This is a genomic window from Rhizobium sp. BK316, assembly GCF_014193695.1.
Classification (GTDB): Bacteria; Pseudomonadota; Alphaproteobacteria; order Rhizobiales; family Rhizobiaceae; genus Rhizobium.
This window is the reverse complement of record NZ_JACHZR010000004.1, coordinates 36667-52269: the sequence shown is the minus strand read 5'-3', so window position 1 is coordinate 52269 and position 15603 is coordinate 36667. Positions and strand designations below refer to the sequence as shown.

At 60.7% G+C, this 15603-nt stretch carries 16 protein-coding genes; 8 read left to right on the top strand and 8 right to left on the bottom strand.

Features of this window, described 5'->3' with window-relative positions; all coding sequences use genetic code 11:
* Positions 1-10: 10 nt before the first annotated feature.
* Both FHT87_RS19045 and FHT87_RS19040 read right to left on the bottom strand, forming a co-directional pair.
* Entirely contained in the window at positions 11-646 is a 636-nt protein-coding gene (locus FHT87_RS19045; RefSeq protein ID WP_183804196.1) for a LysE family translocator, read from the bottom strand.
* Between the two features lie 44 nt (positions 647-690).
* A complete protein-coding gene (locus FHT87_RS19040; protein ID WP_183804193.1) occupies positions 691-1299 on the bottom strand; it encodes a LysE/ArgO family amino acid transporter in 609 nt (202 codons plus the stop codon).
* Positions 1300-1399: 100 nt separating this feature from the next.
* Here FHT87_RS19040 and FHT87_RS19035 point away from each other — a divergent pair, with 100 nt between their 5' ends.
* Both FHT87_RS19035 and FHT87_RS19030 read left to right on the top strand, forming a co-directional pair.
* Complete coding sequence (locus FHT87_RS19035; protein ID WP_183804191.1) at positions 1400-2296, top strand: LysR family transcriptional regulator ArgP; 897 nt, start codon at positions 1400-1402, stop codon at positions 2294-2296.
* A 258-nt stretch (positions 2297-2554) separates the two neighbouring features.
* Complete coding sequence (locus FHT87_RS19030) at positions 2555-4312, top strand: adenylate/guanylate cyclase domain-containing protein (protein ID WP_183804189.1); 1758 nt, start codon at positions 2555-2557, stop codon at positions 4310-4312.
* Positions 4313-4605: 293 nt separating this feature from the next.
* Here the strand turns inward: FHT87_RS19030 and FHT87_RS19025 are convergent, their stop codons facing one another.
* Both FHT87_RS19025 and FHT87_RS19020 read right to left on the bottom strand, forming a co-directional pair.
* Positions 4606-5733, bottom strand: a complete 1128-nt coding sequence (locus tag FHT87_RS19025; RefSeq protein WP_183804188.1) for a hypothetical protein — start codon at positions 5731-5733, stop codon at positions 4606-4608.
* Positions 5730-5978 (bottom strand): hypothetical protein, encoded by a 249-nt coding sequence (locus FHT87_RS19020; protein WP_183804186.1) that lies wholly within the window; start codon positions 5976-5978, stop codon positions 5730-5732. The genes FHT87_RS19025 and FHT87_RS19020 overlap by 4 nt, the downstream gene beginning before the upstream one ends.
* 524 nt (positions 5979-6502) lie before the next feature.
* On the opposite strand from FHT87_RS19020, the gene FHT87_RS19015 reads away from it, so the two are divergent.
* From FHT87_RS19015 to FHT87_RS19000, 4 genes are all read left to right on the top strand, one after another.
* Positions 6503-7630 (top strand): alpha/beta hydrolase, encoded by a 1128-nt coding sequence (locus FHT87_RS19015; RefSeq protein ID WP_183804184.1) that lies wholly within the window; start codon positions 6503-6505, stop codon positions 7628-7630.
* A gap of 203 nt (positions 7631-7833) precedes the next feature.
* Positions 7834-8709 (top strand): hypothetical protein, encoded by an 876-nt coding sequence (locus tag FHT87_RS19010; RefSeq protein ID WP_183804182.1) that lies wholly within the window; start codon positions 7834-7836, stop codon positions 8707-8709.
* 11 nt (positions 8710-8720) lie between these two features.
* Positions 8721-9338 (top strand): DUF2272 domain-containing protein, encoded by a 618-nt coding sequence (locus FHT87_RS19005; RefSeq protein ID WP_183735959.1) that lies wholly within the window; start codon positions 8721-8723, stop codon positions 9336-9338.
* 413 nt (positions 9339-9751) lie between these two features.
* Positions 9752-10546, top strand: coding sequence for a metallophosphoesterase (locus FHT87_RS19000; protein WP_183804180.1), 795 nt, complete (start codon positions 9752-9754; stop codon positions 10544-10546).
* A gap of 35 nt (positions 10547-10581) precedes the next feature.
* On the opposite strand, the gene FHT87_RS18995 is transcribed toward FHT87_RS19000, so the two are convergent.
* From FHT87_RS18995 to FHT87_RS18985, 3 genes are all read right to left on the bottom strand, one after another.
* A complete protein-coding gene (locus tag FHT87_RS18995) occupies positions 10582-11487 on the bottom strand; it encodes a helix-turn-helix transcriptional regulator (protein WP_183804178.1) in 906 nt (301 codons plus the stop codon).
* Positions 11488-11547: 60 nt separating this feature from the next.
* On the bottom strand, positions 11548-11943 hold the full coding sequence (locus tag FHT87_RS18990; RefSeq protein ID WP_183735956.1) for a hypothetical protein: 396 nt from the start codon (positions 11941-11943) through the stop codon (positions 11548-11550).
* Positions 11944-12353: 410 nt separating this feature from the next.
* Positions 12354-13319, bottom strand: a complete 966-nt coding sequence (locus FHT87_RS18985; protein ID WP_183804175.1) for a LysR family transcriptional regulator — start codon at positions 13317-13319, stop codon at positions 12354-12356.
* A 104-nt stretch (positions 13320-13423) separates the two neighbouring features.
* Between FHT87_RS18985 and FHT87_RS18980 the strand changes: the two genes are divergently transcribed.
* Positions 13424-13948: a DUF4440 domain-containing protein gene (locus FHT87_RS18980; RefSeq protein ID WP_183735954.1), complete on the top strand. Its 525-nt coding sequence runs from the start codon at positions 13424-13426 to the stop codon at positions 13946-13948.
* Positions 13949-14019: 71 nt separating this feature from the next.
* Here FHT87_RS18980 and FHT87_RS18975 read toward each other — a convergent pair whose 3' ends face one another.
* Entirely contained in the window at positions 14020-14907 is an 888-nt protein-coding gene (locus FHT87_RS18975; RefSeq protein WP_183804173.1) for an alpha/beta hydrolase, read from the bottom strand.
* A gap of 77 nt (positions 14908-14984) precedes the next feature.
* On the opposite strand from FHT87_RS18975, the gene FHT87_RS18970 reads away from it, so the two are divergent.
* Positions 14985-15581: a TetR/AcrR family transcriptional regulator gene (locus FHT87_RS18970; protein ID WP_183804171.1), complete on the top strand. Its 597-nt coding sequence runs from the start codon at positions 14985-14987 to the stop codon at positions 15579-15581.
* Positions 15582-15603: the final 22 nt, after the last annotated feature.

Genomic DNA, 15603 nt, shown 5'->3' with positions numbered 1-15603 from the left:
AACGTCCTTCTTATGCGCGTGACAGCAGGAGCTTCATGCCCGCCGCCCCGAAAACGAGCGCCAGCGTGCCCTCGATCCAGCGCCGCGCATGGCGATACATACGGATCATCGGCGCAGTGGAGAAGACCAAGGCATAACCGCCGAAAATGGTGACGCTCAGAATAGCGCAGCCCGCCAGGATGACGGCAACGGTCGCCGGCGTCGCGCCCGGGCCGAGACCGAGCGTCATGGTCGCGATCCAGCCGAGCAGCGCCTTCGGGTTCGTCAGATGCATCAGCAACCCGCGACGATAGAGGCTGAAGCCGGAGGCCGGCCTGATGGCATCGATCGCCCTGCCCTGCTTCTCATCGGAGGTCATCGCCGATTTGCCGGCCTTGTAGGCGAGGAACAGCAGGTAGAGACCCCCGAAGATTTTCAGGATGATCAGCGCCTGCGCATATTGCGCCAGAATGGCCGAAACCCCGGTCGCCGCCATCGAGCCCCAGAAGAGCGAGCCGCTGACGACACCGGCGGCAATCATCAGCGCCGACTGGCGACCCTGATGCATGGCCACACCCATGATGCGCATATTGCTGGGACCGGGGCTGGCTGCGGCGATGATATAGGCGGTGAAGACGAGGGCAAGGTGATGCGGATCGAATGACATTCTGAATTCCCTGGGGTCGAATGGGCTTGAGGCGCATGCTGCCGTTACATGCCGTTCAGGAGCCTGAACGAGATCAGCCACATCACGCAGGCGATGATGGTTTCGAGAATGCGCCAGGACACCGGTCGTGAAAAGATGGGGCGAAGCCAGGCCGCACCATATCCCAATGAAAAAAAGAACACGAAGGAGCCGGTCACAGCGCCTGCGGCAAACGCTGCCTGATGACCGGCAAAACGCGTCGAGATCGTGCCGAGCAGTATGACCGTATCGAGATAGACATGCGGGTTGAGCCAGGTGAGCGCCAGGCACATGGCCATGGTCTTGCCGAAACTCGCCCCCGCCCCATTTGCGACCTGCAGCGCGCCCGACGACCGCACCGCCGAATAGAGGCTTTTCGCCCCATACCAGACGAGGAATGCCGCCCCGCCATAGCGCATGACCGGATCGAGCCAGGGCATGAGGTTTACCACCTGCTGCAGGCTGGTGACGCCGACGATAATCAGGATCGCATCCGAGAGAGCGCAGGCCAGGCAGACGGCAAACACATGTTCGTTGCGCAGCCCCTGCCGCAGGATGAAAGCGTTCTGCGCACCGATCGCGACGATCAGGCTGAGCCCGGCGGCCAAACCGGTGAAATAGGTGGTAAAATTCATGATATCAGAGGTTTCCGTCGCGTTGTTGAGACGTTCCGTAGACGGATCGATCGGATTAGGCTAGTTAATCCTCCTAACGTCAATTAAGCACAGCTTACCCATGATCGATTATCCCGCCCTTCGCGTGCTGCTTGCCGTGGTCCAGACCGGCAGCTTCGAAAAGGCTGCCGCCATCCTGAACGTCACGCCATCGGCCGTCTCGCAGCGCATCAAGCAGCTGGAAGAGCGCCTGGGCACCGCCCTCGTCGTGCGCGGCACGCCGTGCACGGCAACGGAAAAGGGCGACTGGCTCTGCCGGCACATGGAAAATGTCGGCATGCTGGAAAGCGAATTGCTGGAGCACCTGCCTGATCTCAGCGACCGCGACAGTCCCGAACAGCACGTCACGCTGCGGATCGCCACCAGCGCCGACAGCCTCGGCACCTGGTTTCTGGAGGCGATGGCGGATTTCTCGAAAAGCTCCAGCTACCTCCTGAACATTTCCGTCGACGATCAGGACCATACGGCCGAATGGCTGGAACGCGGCCGCGTCATCGCCGCCGTCACGAGCATGGAAAAGCCGGTCGCCGGCTGCCGCCGCTACTCGCTCGGCGCGCTGCGCTACCACGCGACCGCAAGCCCCGAATTCGTCCGCCGCTATTTCCCCGACGGCGTCACCCCGCAGGCGCTTGCCCGCGCCCCATCCCTCACCTTCAACCAGAAGGACCGCCTGCAGGCAGACTGGATCCGCCGCACGTTCGCGACAGATGTCAACGCACCGACGCACTGGCTGCCGGCCACACAGGGCTTTCTCGATGCCGCCTTGCTCGGCATGGGCTGGGGCATGAACCCGATCCACCTGACCGAACCCCACATCAAGGCCGGCCGCCTCGTCGAGCTGATATCGGGCACGCCTCTCGATGTCGTACTCTACTGGCAGATCAGCCGCCTTGCCGCCGACCGGCTGACGGGGCTGACGCAGAAGGTGATCGAGGTGGCGAGGCGGTCGCTGGTGTGAGGGTGACGTGGGTTCGAGGTCCCGAAAACGGACCTCCTTCTGATGACGCCGCCCTTCCATTGGACCGCAACAGACCTTTGCAGTGACCGCTTCGCGGATCCCGTTCCTGTTGAAGGCGGCACTCTCGTGAAGCGTCGCCACATGACCGTCTCAGTGGTATCATGAACCAGCACGTTCGCGGTGTCGGGCAGCCGGATCGTGCATGTCGCGTCAATCGCCTGGGCTTCATCCGGCGGATCTCCTGAGGGAGAGACAGCCATGGCAACTGCAAGAGCGGAGCGGCGGCTGGCCGCGATCCTGGCCGCTGACGTCGTCGGCTATTCCCGCCTCGTCGAACATGACGAGGCTGGGACTTTGTCGGCCCTGAAGGTTCTGCGCCGGGAGGTGATTGATCCGCTGCTGGCCGAGTATCAGGGCCGTATAGTCAAGCTAATGGGCGACGGTGCGCTCGTGGAGTTCGGCTCGGTCGTCGATGCCGTCGCGTGCGCGGTCGCCGTCCAGAAGGGCGTTGCCGAGAACCAGGCCGATATCCCAACGGAGCGACGCATCATCTTCCGGATCGGCGTCAATCTCGGTGATGTGATCCACGAGGTTGATGGGGATCTCTACGGCGATGGCGTCAATATCGCGGCCCGCCTCCAGACCTTGGCGGATCCAGGCGGCATTTGCATTTCCGGCACGGCGTACGATCACCTCCAGGGCAAGCTTGACTGCGACTACGAGTACCTCGGCGAACGCGCGCTCAAGAACATGGAGCGGCCGGTGCGACTGTACCGCCCCCTTCCGGAAGGGACGACCGCACGAACGGCATCGCCCAGGCCCGCACTTCCGGACCGACCATCCATTGCCGTGCTGCCGTTCAACGCCATGAGCGCCGACCCGGAGCAGGACTTCTTCAGCGACGGGCTCACCGAGGACATCACCACCGCGCTATCCAAGCTCAAAGGCTTCTTCGTGATCGCCCGCAACACGATGTTCACCTACAATGGAAAGCCCGTGGATGTGCGCGCGATCGGGCGCGAACTCGGGGTCCGCTATATTCTCGAGGGCAGTGTCCGCAAGTCCGGCAACCGGATTAGGGTGACCGCGCAGCTCATCGATGCGGCCTCCGAAGTCCATCTCTGGGCCGAGAGGTACGACGGCGACCTCGGCGACATCTTCGGCATTCAGGACGAGATCACCGCAAGCGTCGTCGGCCGCATCGGGCCGGAACTCCTGGCGGCAGAGCATGCCCGCGAAAGCCCCAAGCCGCATCATGGCCTTGATGCCTGGGAATGTGTCGTGCGGGCGGTGTTCCTGTGTTCCCAACTGTCTGAGGAGAGCAGTCGGAAGATGCTCCCCCTGCTTGATCGGGCAATCGAACTGGCTCCCGGTTATGCCCAGGCGCTCGCCATGAAAGGTTGGATTATGATGTGGCGCGCGTTCCAGGGGTGGGAAGACATGGGATACGCCCTGGCCCTTGCCAGGGATATCGTCCAACAAGCCATTGCCGCGGACGATAAGGAACCGTGGGCTTACCTTGCGCAGGCGATGATAGCCTTTGCGACGCGTGACAATGTCCTGGCGATGGCAGCGATCAGCCAGGCTGTCGCGATCAACCCCAACTCCGCGTTCGCTCACGGCCAGTTGGGACTTGCGCATGCCAACGCCGGCCGCGCGGCGGACGCCATTCCTTGCATCGACTACGCCCTCAGACTGAGCCCGCGCGAGGCTTTTCTCGGCGACTTTCAGTTCTACTACGCCATGGCTTACTTCCAGGGCGCGAATTATGAGCTTGGATTGAGTTATGCACAGGAAGCGCATCGCTTGCGGTCCGGCCATGCGGTTCCGCTGATCATCGGCACCGCCTGTGCCGGACTTCTGGACAACCGGGAGGCTGCCACGGACTTGCTCGGACGGCTCAAGTCACTCGTTCCTGACATCTCACGGGACGCGGTCGAAGCAACATCGTCTTTCGTCCGCGCCGAGGATCGGGCGCGCCTGATCGAGGGACTTGCCCGTGCCGGCCTGAATTGACGGGCTGGAACGGCATGAGATCGGCCGTTGAAAGCCTTCGTGACAGCCAGGAGAGCTGGAGAATACTCTCTCGGTGAATCGTTGAACTCGCATCGCTCAGCCGAAACTCGTGAATTCCCGGGCGAACTCCACAAGATGGATGCCAGCACTGCCCGCCCTGCGCAATGCAACTTCGGCACCAGACGCGACGGTTCGCAGAAACGGCCAGACTTCAACGTCAACTGTACCGGGGAAGCCCACAATTCATTCACATGAAACGCGGATCACTCCCTTGGGGCATGCCAAGATCGTCCTCAGCGCGACCCTAGGAACCGGAATTCTGTGAAGCTGATGATGTCTTTCTCACCCAGGCCGAAGCCACCGCCGTAGTGTTCAACTCGTCTAGCTTCCACATCGCGCAATCGGCAGTAGTCGATTTTGGCAAGTGGCCACTCAAGCGTCGCCACGTTGATCCTACCAGAGTACTTTACAGTCGCGGAGCTGCTGGCGCCAATTGCAACAGGCAATAGGGGGGTGCCGGATTGGTCTGCAATAACCGTCAGAGGTGTGAAATACTCGGTTAAATCTTTTGTGAAGGACCCGATAATGGCATCAAATTGGTCATGTGCTAGGAATACGGGGGAAGCCAGATTGTTATCAATGAAGGCCGTGACCGCGACACTCCCGTCACTCGCGACAACGCATGCCGCATCCTTAACCTCAATGGTGGCCGGTCGCGGCTTGGCCGTTAGTGCCTGAATTTGCCCCACTATTATGAATCCAATGGCTATCGCCGCAATTTGAACACCAAATACAATCGGCACCGACAATAGGGCGAACGCGCCTAATACGATTGCGGATCCGTTGACCCGTTGCCTTAACAAGTGGCCTGAGATGATGAATAACGGATATGCAGTTGGGACCATTAGGAGCAAGATGTAAAATATCGCATCGGGAAAGATCGACGATGACGATGCGTATGCATTGCCCCATTTGATCAAGACTAGACCGCTCATCAGCCAGAACAAGCATGTTGAGGCAGCGATTCCGTAACGAACCAGGTGGATCGATCGCGCTTGCCGGCGCTTAGAGGAAACGAGAATTCCGATAAGCATCGCAGTTATATCGAGAAACACGTAGACTGCTAAAACAGCGAGAGACCACTCGTACCAAGTCGCACTATATATCTGCAGAATGCGTTGATACGCGGTTTCCAACGTAAAGATGGGGCCGGAGACGGCAAGCGCGCTTGAAACAAATAAAGCAGTCGACGAAGAAATTTGCTGGCCTTTTCGTATGGAAGAAAGGGCATTGAGGCGGGCTGCGTTTTTCAGAGGCCTGAACCACAACCAAACAAACGTCTTGAGAGTATTGTAGATGAAGACGATTAGTCCTTCGACAATCTCTTCAATGAGCTTCTGAAGACCGGTCACCGCTTTCATTGCTGCAGGACGAGCTCGCTTCCAGGCAACAGTTCGGCGGGGGGGAGCTCTCCGAATTGCAAACCAATTGGTATCGGATTATCAACTGGCGGTGTTTCGCCCACGAGCTGCTTTGGTGCCCAACGTACCCCGCCGATAAAGGCGAATTCCTGAATCAACAGGGACACGCATCTACCAGTGAAGTATTTAGGGTTACCAGGTTCCACGCACTCCACCGCCACTTCATAGGCAAGGTCGGTGCGCATCAATTCTGCCCCCACTCCGATCAATTCAATTTGCACCGCCGATTTATTTTATAGGGCGAGAATGGACTTAACGCAACTTTCTAAGACTCCCGATCCTCACGCGCTTTTCTTCAGCGTGAAGTAATTGACATAGAATGGCCCGGCGAGGTTATTGTCGTTGCCTGCATCGAAAAATATCCGACATAAATCTCGCTGAGTACACGCGGTCAGGCGCCGGAACGGCATGAGGTCGGCCGTTGAAAGCCTTCGCGATAACCAGGGCGGCCGGTAGTGGGGCACGTCTTTCGTGGGCGCCCCTGAGAGAACCCGATTCCTGTTGCAATCGCCACAAAATTGCATTAGCTAATTCTTGAGGAAATATTCAAATAAAACTTGCAGACTGTAAAATCCACCGGATCTGGCGCGATTAATACGCCCGGCCTGACGCAATTTACTACCTGCTTGCTATCGCGCTCATCGTGCAACGGGAGCGTGGCTGGATCATTATGCTGTCGGCGGCCGCGCCATCAGGGGCGGAGAGGATCATGATTAAGACGGTCTACTTTGCAACCAATCGCCAGCCGCTGCTCGATCCAGCCGATCCGCAGCATCAGCGCATCATCGGTTTCGGCACGGAACTCGGGCCGACCAGCGGCATCGATGTGCGCTACGGCAGCGCCAAGGTCGACGTCAATCTGTCGAAGAAGACCAACGTGCTCGTGCCGGGCTCGCTCGCCGTCGCCAACCAGCAGCTCCTCTTCGCTGAGGGAGAGGCGCCCACGCTCGGCAGCGACACGATCTTCGACGCCATCCGCGCTTCGATGAAGACCGACAACAAGCCGACGATCGCCTTCATCCATGGATTCAGCAACAGTTTCGTCGATTCCATCGAGCGCGCCGGCTGGCTGAGCGCCTTTTACGGGCTCGACGTCAACATATTCGTTTTCTCCTGGCCGTCGCTCGCCTCGCTCCTGCCCATACCCACGCCGTTCGGCGATTACGCCCATGACCGCAGGATCGCGGCGGCATCGGGCATCGCGATCGCCAGAACCCTGCGGCGTCTGAGCGATTTCGTCGACAAGCTCAAAGAGGAAGATCGCTGCGACCAGGCCATTCACCTGATCTGTCACAGCATGGGCAATTACGTGATGCGAAACGCGCTGCAGGCGCTGATGAAACTGCCTGACCCCATCTCCCCGACGCTGTCGGCCGTCAATGCCATGACCTCGCTCGACGGCACCTCGTCATCTCCCCTGCGCCGCTATTTCGACAAGGTGATCCTGGCCGCAGCCGACGAGGATGCCGACGCCTTCGACGATCCCCAAAAGCTCAAGTTCCTGCCGCGGATCTGCCGGTCGATCACCGTCTATTATTCCGAGAAGGACTGGATCCTCAACACGCTCAGCAACGGCACGAAATTCAACGGGCCGCGCCTCGGCGCAGACGGCCCCGACAATATGGGCACCATCAGCGACAAGGTGTCGGCCGTCGACGTCAGCGCCATCCTCGCGCCGTCGGAGCCGGAAAACCACCAATATTACCGCGTCTTCCCGCAGATGCGCGACGACATAAAGGCTGTTCTCACCGGTACTGCGCCCGAAAAGATCGCCAATCGCCAGGCGATCGGGCAAGGCAGGTGGCGGATCGTCAAGAAAGCCGGGAGAAGCGGGTGAGCAGCAGCGGACCTGCCGCAACCTGCGAAATTCCGAAATTGCAGACTTAGAGCAACTCCAGCAAAAGTGCACAGCGGTTTCGCGTCAGGAATTGCGCAAAAAAACAAAGAGATAGAGCGCTTCCGTGATTCGAAGAAGAATGGAAATGCTCTAGGACGACGAAACATCCAATCTTCCACGTGTCTCGATCAGAGGGGGCGTCGATGGCAATCGAATTCGTAATCGAACGCAATGGCAGGACCTACAAGGCAAAAGCCGACGGCGCGGCAGCGTTTTTCATCGGGCTGTCGACCCATTTCCGGGACAGGAGCTCGGGCGAGGATTTCCAAGGGCTTTTCAACGTTCCGACGAACGGTCTTCCGAAGCTGCTCTATTCCGCCGCAGATCAGAGACCCGCATTCGGATTTTGGGCCGATTTCATCGAGCCGACGTCGAAATGCGAGGGCGGCAATTACCTGACGCTCAATACCTACGATCGCGCCAAATTCACCTTCGGCTTCGGCCAATTCGCAGCGCATGTGCCGGATGGCGATTTTGTCGTCTACTTCCGCGACATGCTGGGGCGACCCGAGGCCAGGGATTATTTTCCGGACCTGATGGTCAAAGGCGGCCGGATCGTCAGGCTCTCGACGACAGGGGAAGTTCAGCTCGAAAACGCGAGCTCGACGAAGCCCCTGATGAATTATCTCAATCCCACGACCACGCATATCGAGGATGACGAAGTCATCGCAGCCGCCAAGTTCATACACTGGACCGCCAACCATCAGGCCGCCCAGGCACTGCAGGCCTTTCATATGATCGGGACCTTCAAGGACAAGATGGCAGCAGCCGACCGAAACCTCGGGCTTGACGGGCGAGCCGCGGATCGATGCGCCATCGTCTGTGACATTCTGCACCAGGGACGGGCAAAATATCCGGCGATCCGCCAGGCGCTTGGGACGGGGACGCGGGATGCCCTGCTGGCACTCGGCTCGATTGCCTATCCCGACCGCATCAAGACCTTGAAGGCCGCTCTGGATAAAGCGGGAGCGGTCCTGACCGGCAAGCATTGGAGCGCATCGAAACAGGATTTTGTGTGAGGGAGAGCGCCATGTCGTTTAACGAGGAACTTGTCAAAGTCGCGTCTGACGAATGGGAAAGATGGGGATTTTCCGCAGCGCCCCTTCACAGGCCGAAGGCAATAGCGGGGCTGGAGAGAAACCAGCCCTTTGTGGGATTTGTGCACGACTACTGGGTGGTGGTGGACCGGCCCGAGCGCAACGGCCTGACGAACAAGCCATGGTCTGCCGCTTTCATCTCATTCTGCTTCAAGGCGGCCAATGCCGGAGACGACTTTCCCTACAGCGAAGGTCACTACGGCTATTGCCAGAAGATCCTGAAGGGAATGAGAGCCGGAAATCCCAAGATCACGATCGAGAAACCGGCCGGGACCGATCTGAAGCTCGGAGACCTGATCTGGGCCGGCCGATCGGGCACGGGATGCGGCACGCCACCGCAAACCTTCGACGGGGCGCTGACGGCGCTTCGAAAGAGGGACGGCTTCTTCTGCAGCCATGCCGATATCGTCGTCGCGATCCGGCCCGGCGAAGTCGACGTCATCGGCGGCAATGTGTCGGACTCCGTGACCAAGACGACCTATGTCACGAACAACGGCAAGATCGCCGATCCCCGTCACGCCTGGGTCGGCGTTATCAGGAATACGCTCTGAGCTTTTGAAACGACGCATCGGCTGTCGGTGAAGGCAGCGCGCATGAGCCTGCTCACCTGTCCCGTCTGGGTTTTGAACCTGGAGTCAGCGTGCGGGCGCGGCCGGCAGGCGGAGCTTTCTGCCCATCAGAAAAACCCCTCCCCACAAGGGGGAGGGGCTTAAACTGCCGCACTCGCTTTCCACTTCTTCGACGTTTAGGAAGGAGCGATGCGGGCGCCTCGAGTTAGTCCCTCCCCCTTGTGGGGAGGGGTTGGGGAGGGGTTTTCCCCCGGCACAATCGCCCTTAAGAAACGACGCGAAGCCATTTGGGCCGCTACGCCCGCATCACATCCATCTTCGTCACGGTCTCCGTCTTCTCCCGCTTGGCGCAGCGCATAAACAATGTCATACCGAAGGCCACAACGGAGCCATCGATGACCGGGAACGCTTCTCTGCACACATTCGCCATCGGCGATGTCCACGGGCGTGCCGACCTGCTGGAGGCGCTGCTGTCCGGCATTGACGGCAAGGCGCGTGACGAGACGATCGACTACCGGATCGTCTTCCTCGGCGATATCATGGACCGTGGGCCGGAGAGCCGCAAAGCGATGGATCTCGTCATCCGGACGCTGCGCGACAGACCGGGCTCGAAGTTGATACGCGGCAACCACGACGCCCTGCCTCTTCGTATTCTCGGCGAGACGGACCCGGCCGTCCAGGCAGATCTCGTGAACCACTGGCGGGACCTCGGAGGCAGCGAGACGATGCTGTCCTATGGCCTGCCGCTTGAGGCAGCCATCACCGCAGACGAGATCCGCCGCAGGTTTGGAGACGAGCGCCTGCAATGCCTGCGCGCTGCCGAGCGCTATGTCGAACTCGACCACCACATCCTCGTCCATGCCGGCCTGAAACCCGGCATTCCCCTGGCCAAGCAGGACGCGCATACGCTGATGTGGATTCGCGACGAGTTCCTGAACGCCAGCGTCTCCTTCGGCAAGATCGTCGTTCATGGGCACACGATCACCGCAAGCGAACGCGTCGAGATCTTCCCGAACCGGATTGCCATCGATACCGGCGCCTTCGCGACAAATATCCTGTCGGCGCTTCACATCAGCCCTTCAGGCGATGTCGCGGTGCTGCAGGCAACGCAAGTCCGCCCGGGTCCGTGCCGTTTTCAGGAAGGCAGGCCCCTCAAGCGGTCTCATGACAATGCGGCCATGCTTTTCTAGAATTGGCCAGAGCGACAAGGGCGGCGCGAGCAGGATCAATTCGGCTCTCGTCTGAACGGCACCAGATTGGACGCCGGACACTTCGAATGATCAGGGCCATCATCGCCCGGTTCCTCACGCCAATCCGCCGTGATTTCCAGCCTGTGGGAGCTTGCCAGAATCTGATCGCTGAAATAACGCGTGGGCGTCGTTCCAAGCATGCGGCGGAACATGGCGATGAAGGCGCTGACGCTCTCATAGCCGAGATCGCCGGCAATGACGGTCACGAGCTGCCCCGCCGCAAGGCGCTGCAGCGCGACGCCGATATGCAGCTGCTGTCGCCAGCGCACGAAGGACATGCCCGTCTCCCGCTGGAACAGCCGGCTGAGCGTCCGGTTGCTCGCGCCGACCCGCGCACCCCATTCGTCTATGGTGAAGCGCAGGCCCGGTTCGGCGACCATCGCCTCGGTGAGCCGCTGCAGCCTGCGATCAGTGGGCATCGGCAGGTGGATCGGCTCGAGCGGTGCTGCGCTGAGCTCATCCAGGAGAACGCCGACCAGACGGTGAAGCCGTTCGGGCGCCATGTCAGGACTGTCGTGACGCGGCTCCAGACGGAAGATCAGCTCGCGCAGGAAGGGCTGGACGAAGAGAATGCCGCATTCGTCCTTCAGGCCACCGGTCAGTTTTGCGTCGATATAGAGATTGCCGATCTTGATATGGCCGGCCATGCGACCGCTATGGGGGACGCCGCCCGGAATCCACAGCGCGCAATTCGGCGGCACCGTCCAGACACCGCCGGCCGCCCTCATCGTCAGCACGCCGCTCATCACGTAAAGCAGCTGCGCCTTGCCATGGCGATGCGGTTCGGACTCGCCGACGAAACTCGTCTCGGTGATGAAACTGAAGGCCGGGCGCGACACCTCGTCGATCACGGAGGGGTCAAATCTATCCTGAATATTCATTGCCGATCCTCGCAGGCAAACTCAACCGATGGCGTATTGCTCTATCACAGAAGCCGGAGGTCAGAGTAACCACGCATCGTCCCGGCTGCCGATGAGGCTCCGCCCCTTCCGCTCCGCCTCCTCCTCATCTGCCGCAAAGACGATCGCGAAGCCAAACGCCTTTCCTGCCGTGACAGCCGCGATCTTGACCGCGGGCGACATCGGCCTGCCGCCGTCGATGACGATCATGCCGCGGCAATAGGCCCTCATCCGGTCCTTGATCTTCTTGAAAAACAGCGCCCGCTCCTTGCGCTCCTCCTGCGTCTCGTTCTCGTGATCGTCAGGCGCGTGATCCGTGACCAGCACGAACGGCCGCCGCTCCTCCAGCAGCGCCTCGATCTGATCGTTGATGGAGGTTTCTTCATCGGCATCGGTGCGGATGAAGACGACGGGCAGACGGGAACGATCCAGAAGCATGGCAGCGGCCTTTCGAAATGGAAGCAAGTGGGGAGAGACTAGCATTCCGGGCGGGGGCCGGATTTCGCGAAGCTGCCAACAAATGCCGGGGATCGGCCAAGTTTTTGCGGCTGACGACGATCTCTCTTGAGGCAGCAGCGGAGACTACAACGTCCCTGTTCCAGCGGTCGGCGCCACCACCTCCCCTCATTCCCTCCTCGTGCTGGCACGAGGGATGTCACAGGAATCCAGTCTGCCCAAGTTCTTGGGCAGGAGAGGCTTTTTCGTTGTCGCATACGAGTCTTCCGCCGCGTGGACACGCGGCTGCTGGATTCCTGTGACAAGCACAGGAATGAGGGAGGTTGGGGTGGGCCGCACCACCCAGAAACCTCGCAACAAAATAACTCGCAAGAAGACACCGAAATGCCGGATCAGACAGAACCCAAGTCCGCCCCCTCCCCACACGCCGACAGCAGCATCCCGAACAGCCAGCTCAGCCCGGCATCCATCATCGCGGCGCGCGGGGCGATCGCGCTCAGTCGGAAACGCGGCAGCGGCAAAGGCGCGTCGACCGTCGTCAGGCCGAAGCGCGAGGCGTAAATTGCGGCGAAGCGCCGGGGAACGGCGACGAGCATGTCGCTCTCGCCGGCGATGGCGAGCGCGAACATGAAGTTCGGCACCGTCAGCGCCATCCGCCTGTTCAAGCCCCGCTGTTCGAGCGCCGTGTCGACGAAACCGTGCGGATCGCCACCAAGCGACACGACCAGGTGCCGCATCCCGACATACCGATCGAGCGTCGGTTCCTGCGCGAAGGGATGGCCGGCGCGCATGGCGATGACGAAATCCTCTTCATAGAGCGTGAGACTATGAAAGCGCGCCGGGATATCATCGGCAGGCACAACAGCGATATCCATGGCGCGGGCCTCCAGATCGGCAAACGCACCACGCCAGGCCCGCGCAGGCGCGCTTTCGCCCTGCTCCGGCAGCAGCTGGCGTATGCTGATATCGACCTCAGGCGCCGCTTTTTCCAATCCCGAGAGCAGCGAGGACAGGAAGACCGCAGAAACGCCATCCGGCGCCCCGAGCGTGAACCGGCGGCGCGACCTTGCCGGATCGAAGGGCTCGGCCGTCGCAATCACGCTTCGCACCCTGGCAAGAATCTCGGCAACAGGTGTGGCAAGCTCCATCGCCCGGGCCGTCGCCACCACGCCTCTGGGCGTCTTCACGAACAGCGGATCGTTGAGCATGCGCCGCAGGCGTGCAAGCCCGTGGCTGACAGCTGACGGTGAGATGTTCAGCCGGTCGGCGGCACGCCCGACATGGCGCTCCTCGATGACGGCTTCGAAAAGCACGAGGAGATTGAGATCGGCGCGCGAGAGATCAGTTTCATTCAGCATATCGCTGAAATCATATCATTGGCTTCAGCATCGGGAAACGGGCATGTCTGAAGCGCGGGCTTCGCAGCCGCGATTTTGAACTCCAGACCTGGAAAGGACATGCCATGTCACCGTCTCGTCGATCCCTCCTCGTCGCCGGCCCGGCCGGTCTCGCTTCCCTGGTCGCCGGTCCAGTCAGCAGCCGGGCATCTCTGCAGGCGGCTGATCTTGCCCTGATATCGGAGGAAGCCAATGCTGCACTGATGCGGGGCGATGTCGCCGCCTACCGGGCGCTTGTGCCGCGCACGCAGGATTTCACCCTGATGTCACCCTTCGGTGGCCCGCCTTCGCGCGAGGCCGACATTACCGAAAAGACCTGGGACGGCATGAGCCGCTTCTTCAAGAACGGCACGCTGAAACAGGAGGTTATCCAGACCTATGCCGGCACCGACATGATCGTGCTTGTCGTCGTCGAGCGCGCGAATGTCGAAGTCGGCGGCCTGCCCGCACAGGATTGGGCCTTGCGGGTAACGCTCGTCTACCAGCGCGAGAGCGGCGAGTGGCGGCTTGCGCACCGCCACGCCGACCCCCTCCGCCATGCCATCACCCTGCAGCAATCGGCAGCACTCGGGCGCGGGGCTGCAACCTGACGGTTGCTTTGCGCCGTAGGCGGACAAGGCGCAAAGGGAGCGAGCACCCTGCCCGCCCCCTCTCTCCAAATTCAGTTGCCGGCAACCGCGTCCCTGAACTCTGCCAGATCACGGTTGAAGCGCGGCGCTTCTTCCAGGAATGGCGCATGCCCCGACTTCGCATAGATCTTCGTCTGAATTGCCGGATTGAGCGTCCGAGCTCGCGCAATACTCGGCTCGACATTGACCAGAACGTCCTTGCCGCCATAGAGCAGCAGAACCGGCACGCTCGCCCTAGGCAAACCGGCGGAAACGGTCATCGAAGGGACGGTCCGAGTCATGGTCCACGAAGCCATCGCGGCGTTTGACAGCAAGCGCTCGAAGGTCGCCGTGTCGGGCTTGATTTCGAAACACAGGCCCAGGAAGGTTTTCACCGCATCGAGATGCACCCGCAAGTCATCCGACGCCATGCCCGCATAGACCTCGGGATGCGAGGTGATCAGCGCAGCGTTGAGCTCGATGACGCCGTCGACATAGACGACGCCGCCAAGGTCGCCGTCCCCATAGGCGGCGAGATAGTTGGAGATAACCACGCCGCCGAGCGACCAGCCGACCAGAACAGGATTTTTCGCGCCTGTCGCCTTGAGGACCGCCGAGAGATCGTCGGCCCAGCGGCGCCCGTCGCGATATGCCTCCACATCATCAGGCTTGCCGGACAGACCGTGGCCGCGCAGATCGTAGGTGATCAGCCGATATCTCTGCAGCTTGTCGCTGCCGACCTGCATGTCCCAGTTCAGATGGCTGCCGAGCAGGCCGTGGATGAAAACGATCGCCGGACCGGTGGGATCACCAGATTCCTGAACCGCGATCTCGAGGCCATCAGGCGCCCTCACCGTGTAATTTTTCTCCGCGGCCATCGCCATGGAAGACAGGCCCATCAGCAGGACCACCACCCAAATTCCGCGCAACATTCTTACCATGCCAAAATCCTTATGTTTAGTGATCACTACAAACTAACGGCTTGCCTTTTGCTGTCAAGCAGTCTTTAGTGATCGCTATGGATAAGGTTGTGAAAACACGCCGCGGCGGCCCGCGAACATTCGACCGGGATCAGGCGATCGACATCGCCATGCGGCTCTTCTGGAGGCATGGATACGAAGGTGTCTCGCTGAACGACCTAACGGCCGCAATCGGCATCGCACCCCCAAGTCTCTATTCGGCTTTCGGCAGCAAGGCGGGGCTCTACCGCGAGGCGCTCGAACGCTATTTCGGCCTGCGGGGGCCGGTGTGGGATATCAAACCCACCACGACCCTTCACGAGACAATCGAAACGCTGCTTCACAAGGCAATCGATGCCGTCATCGACCCCGCCGGAGAGCGGGGCTGCATGATCTCGAGCGGCATGATCCAGTGCGGGCCTGACCATACGGAACTGGCGCGCGAACTGGCCGAGCGGCGAAACACAATGCGGGAGATGATCGCAGAAACGCTCGGGCACTGGCTCGATCCTGAACGCGCCCTCTCCCTCGCCCGCTATCTTGTCGCGGTCCTGCAAGGCCTGTCCATCCAGGCACGCGACGGCGCCTCCCGACAGGAATTGCGCCAGGTCTCGGACGAAGTCATCGCGGGCTTGAAGGCGAGAGGTTTCGGCTGAAACGGTTCATACCCGCCCGCTC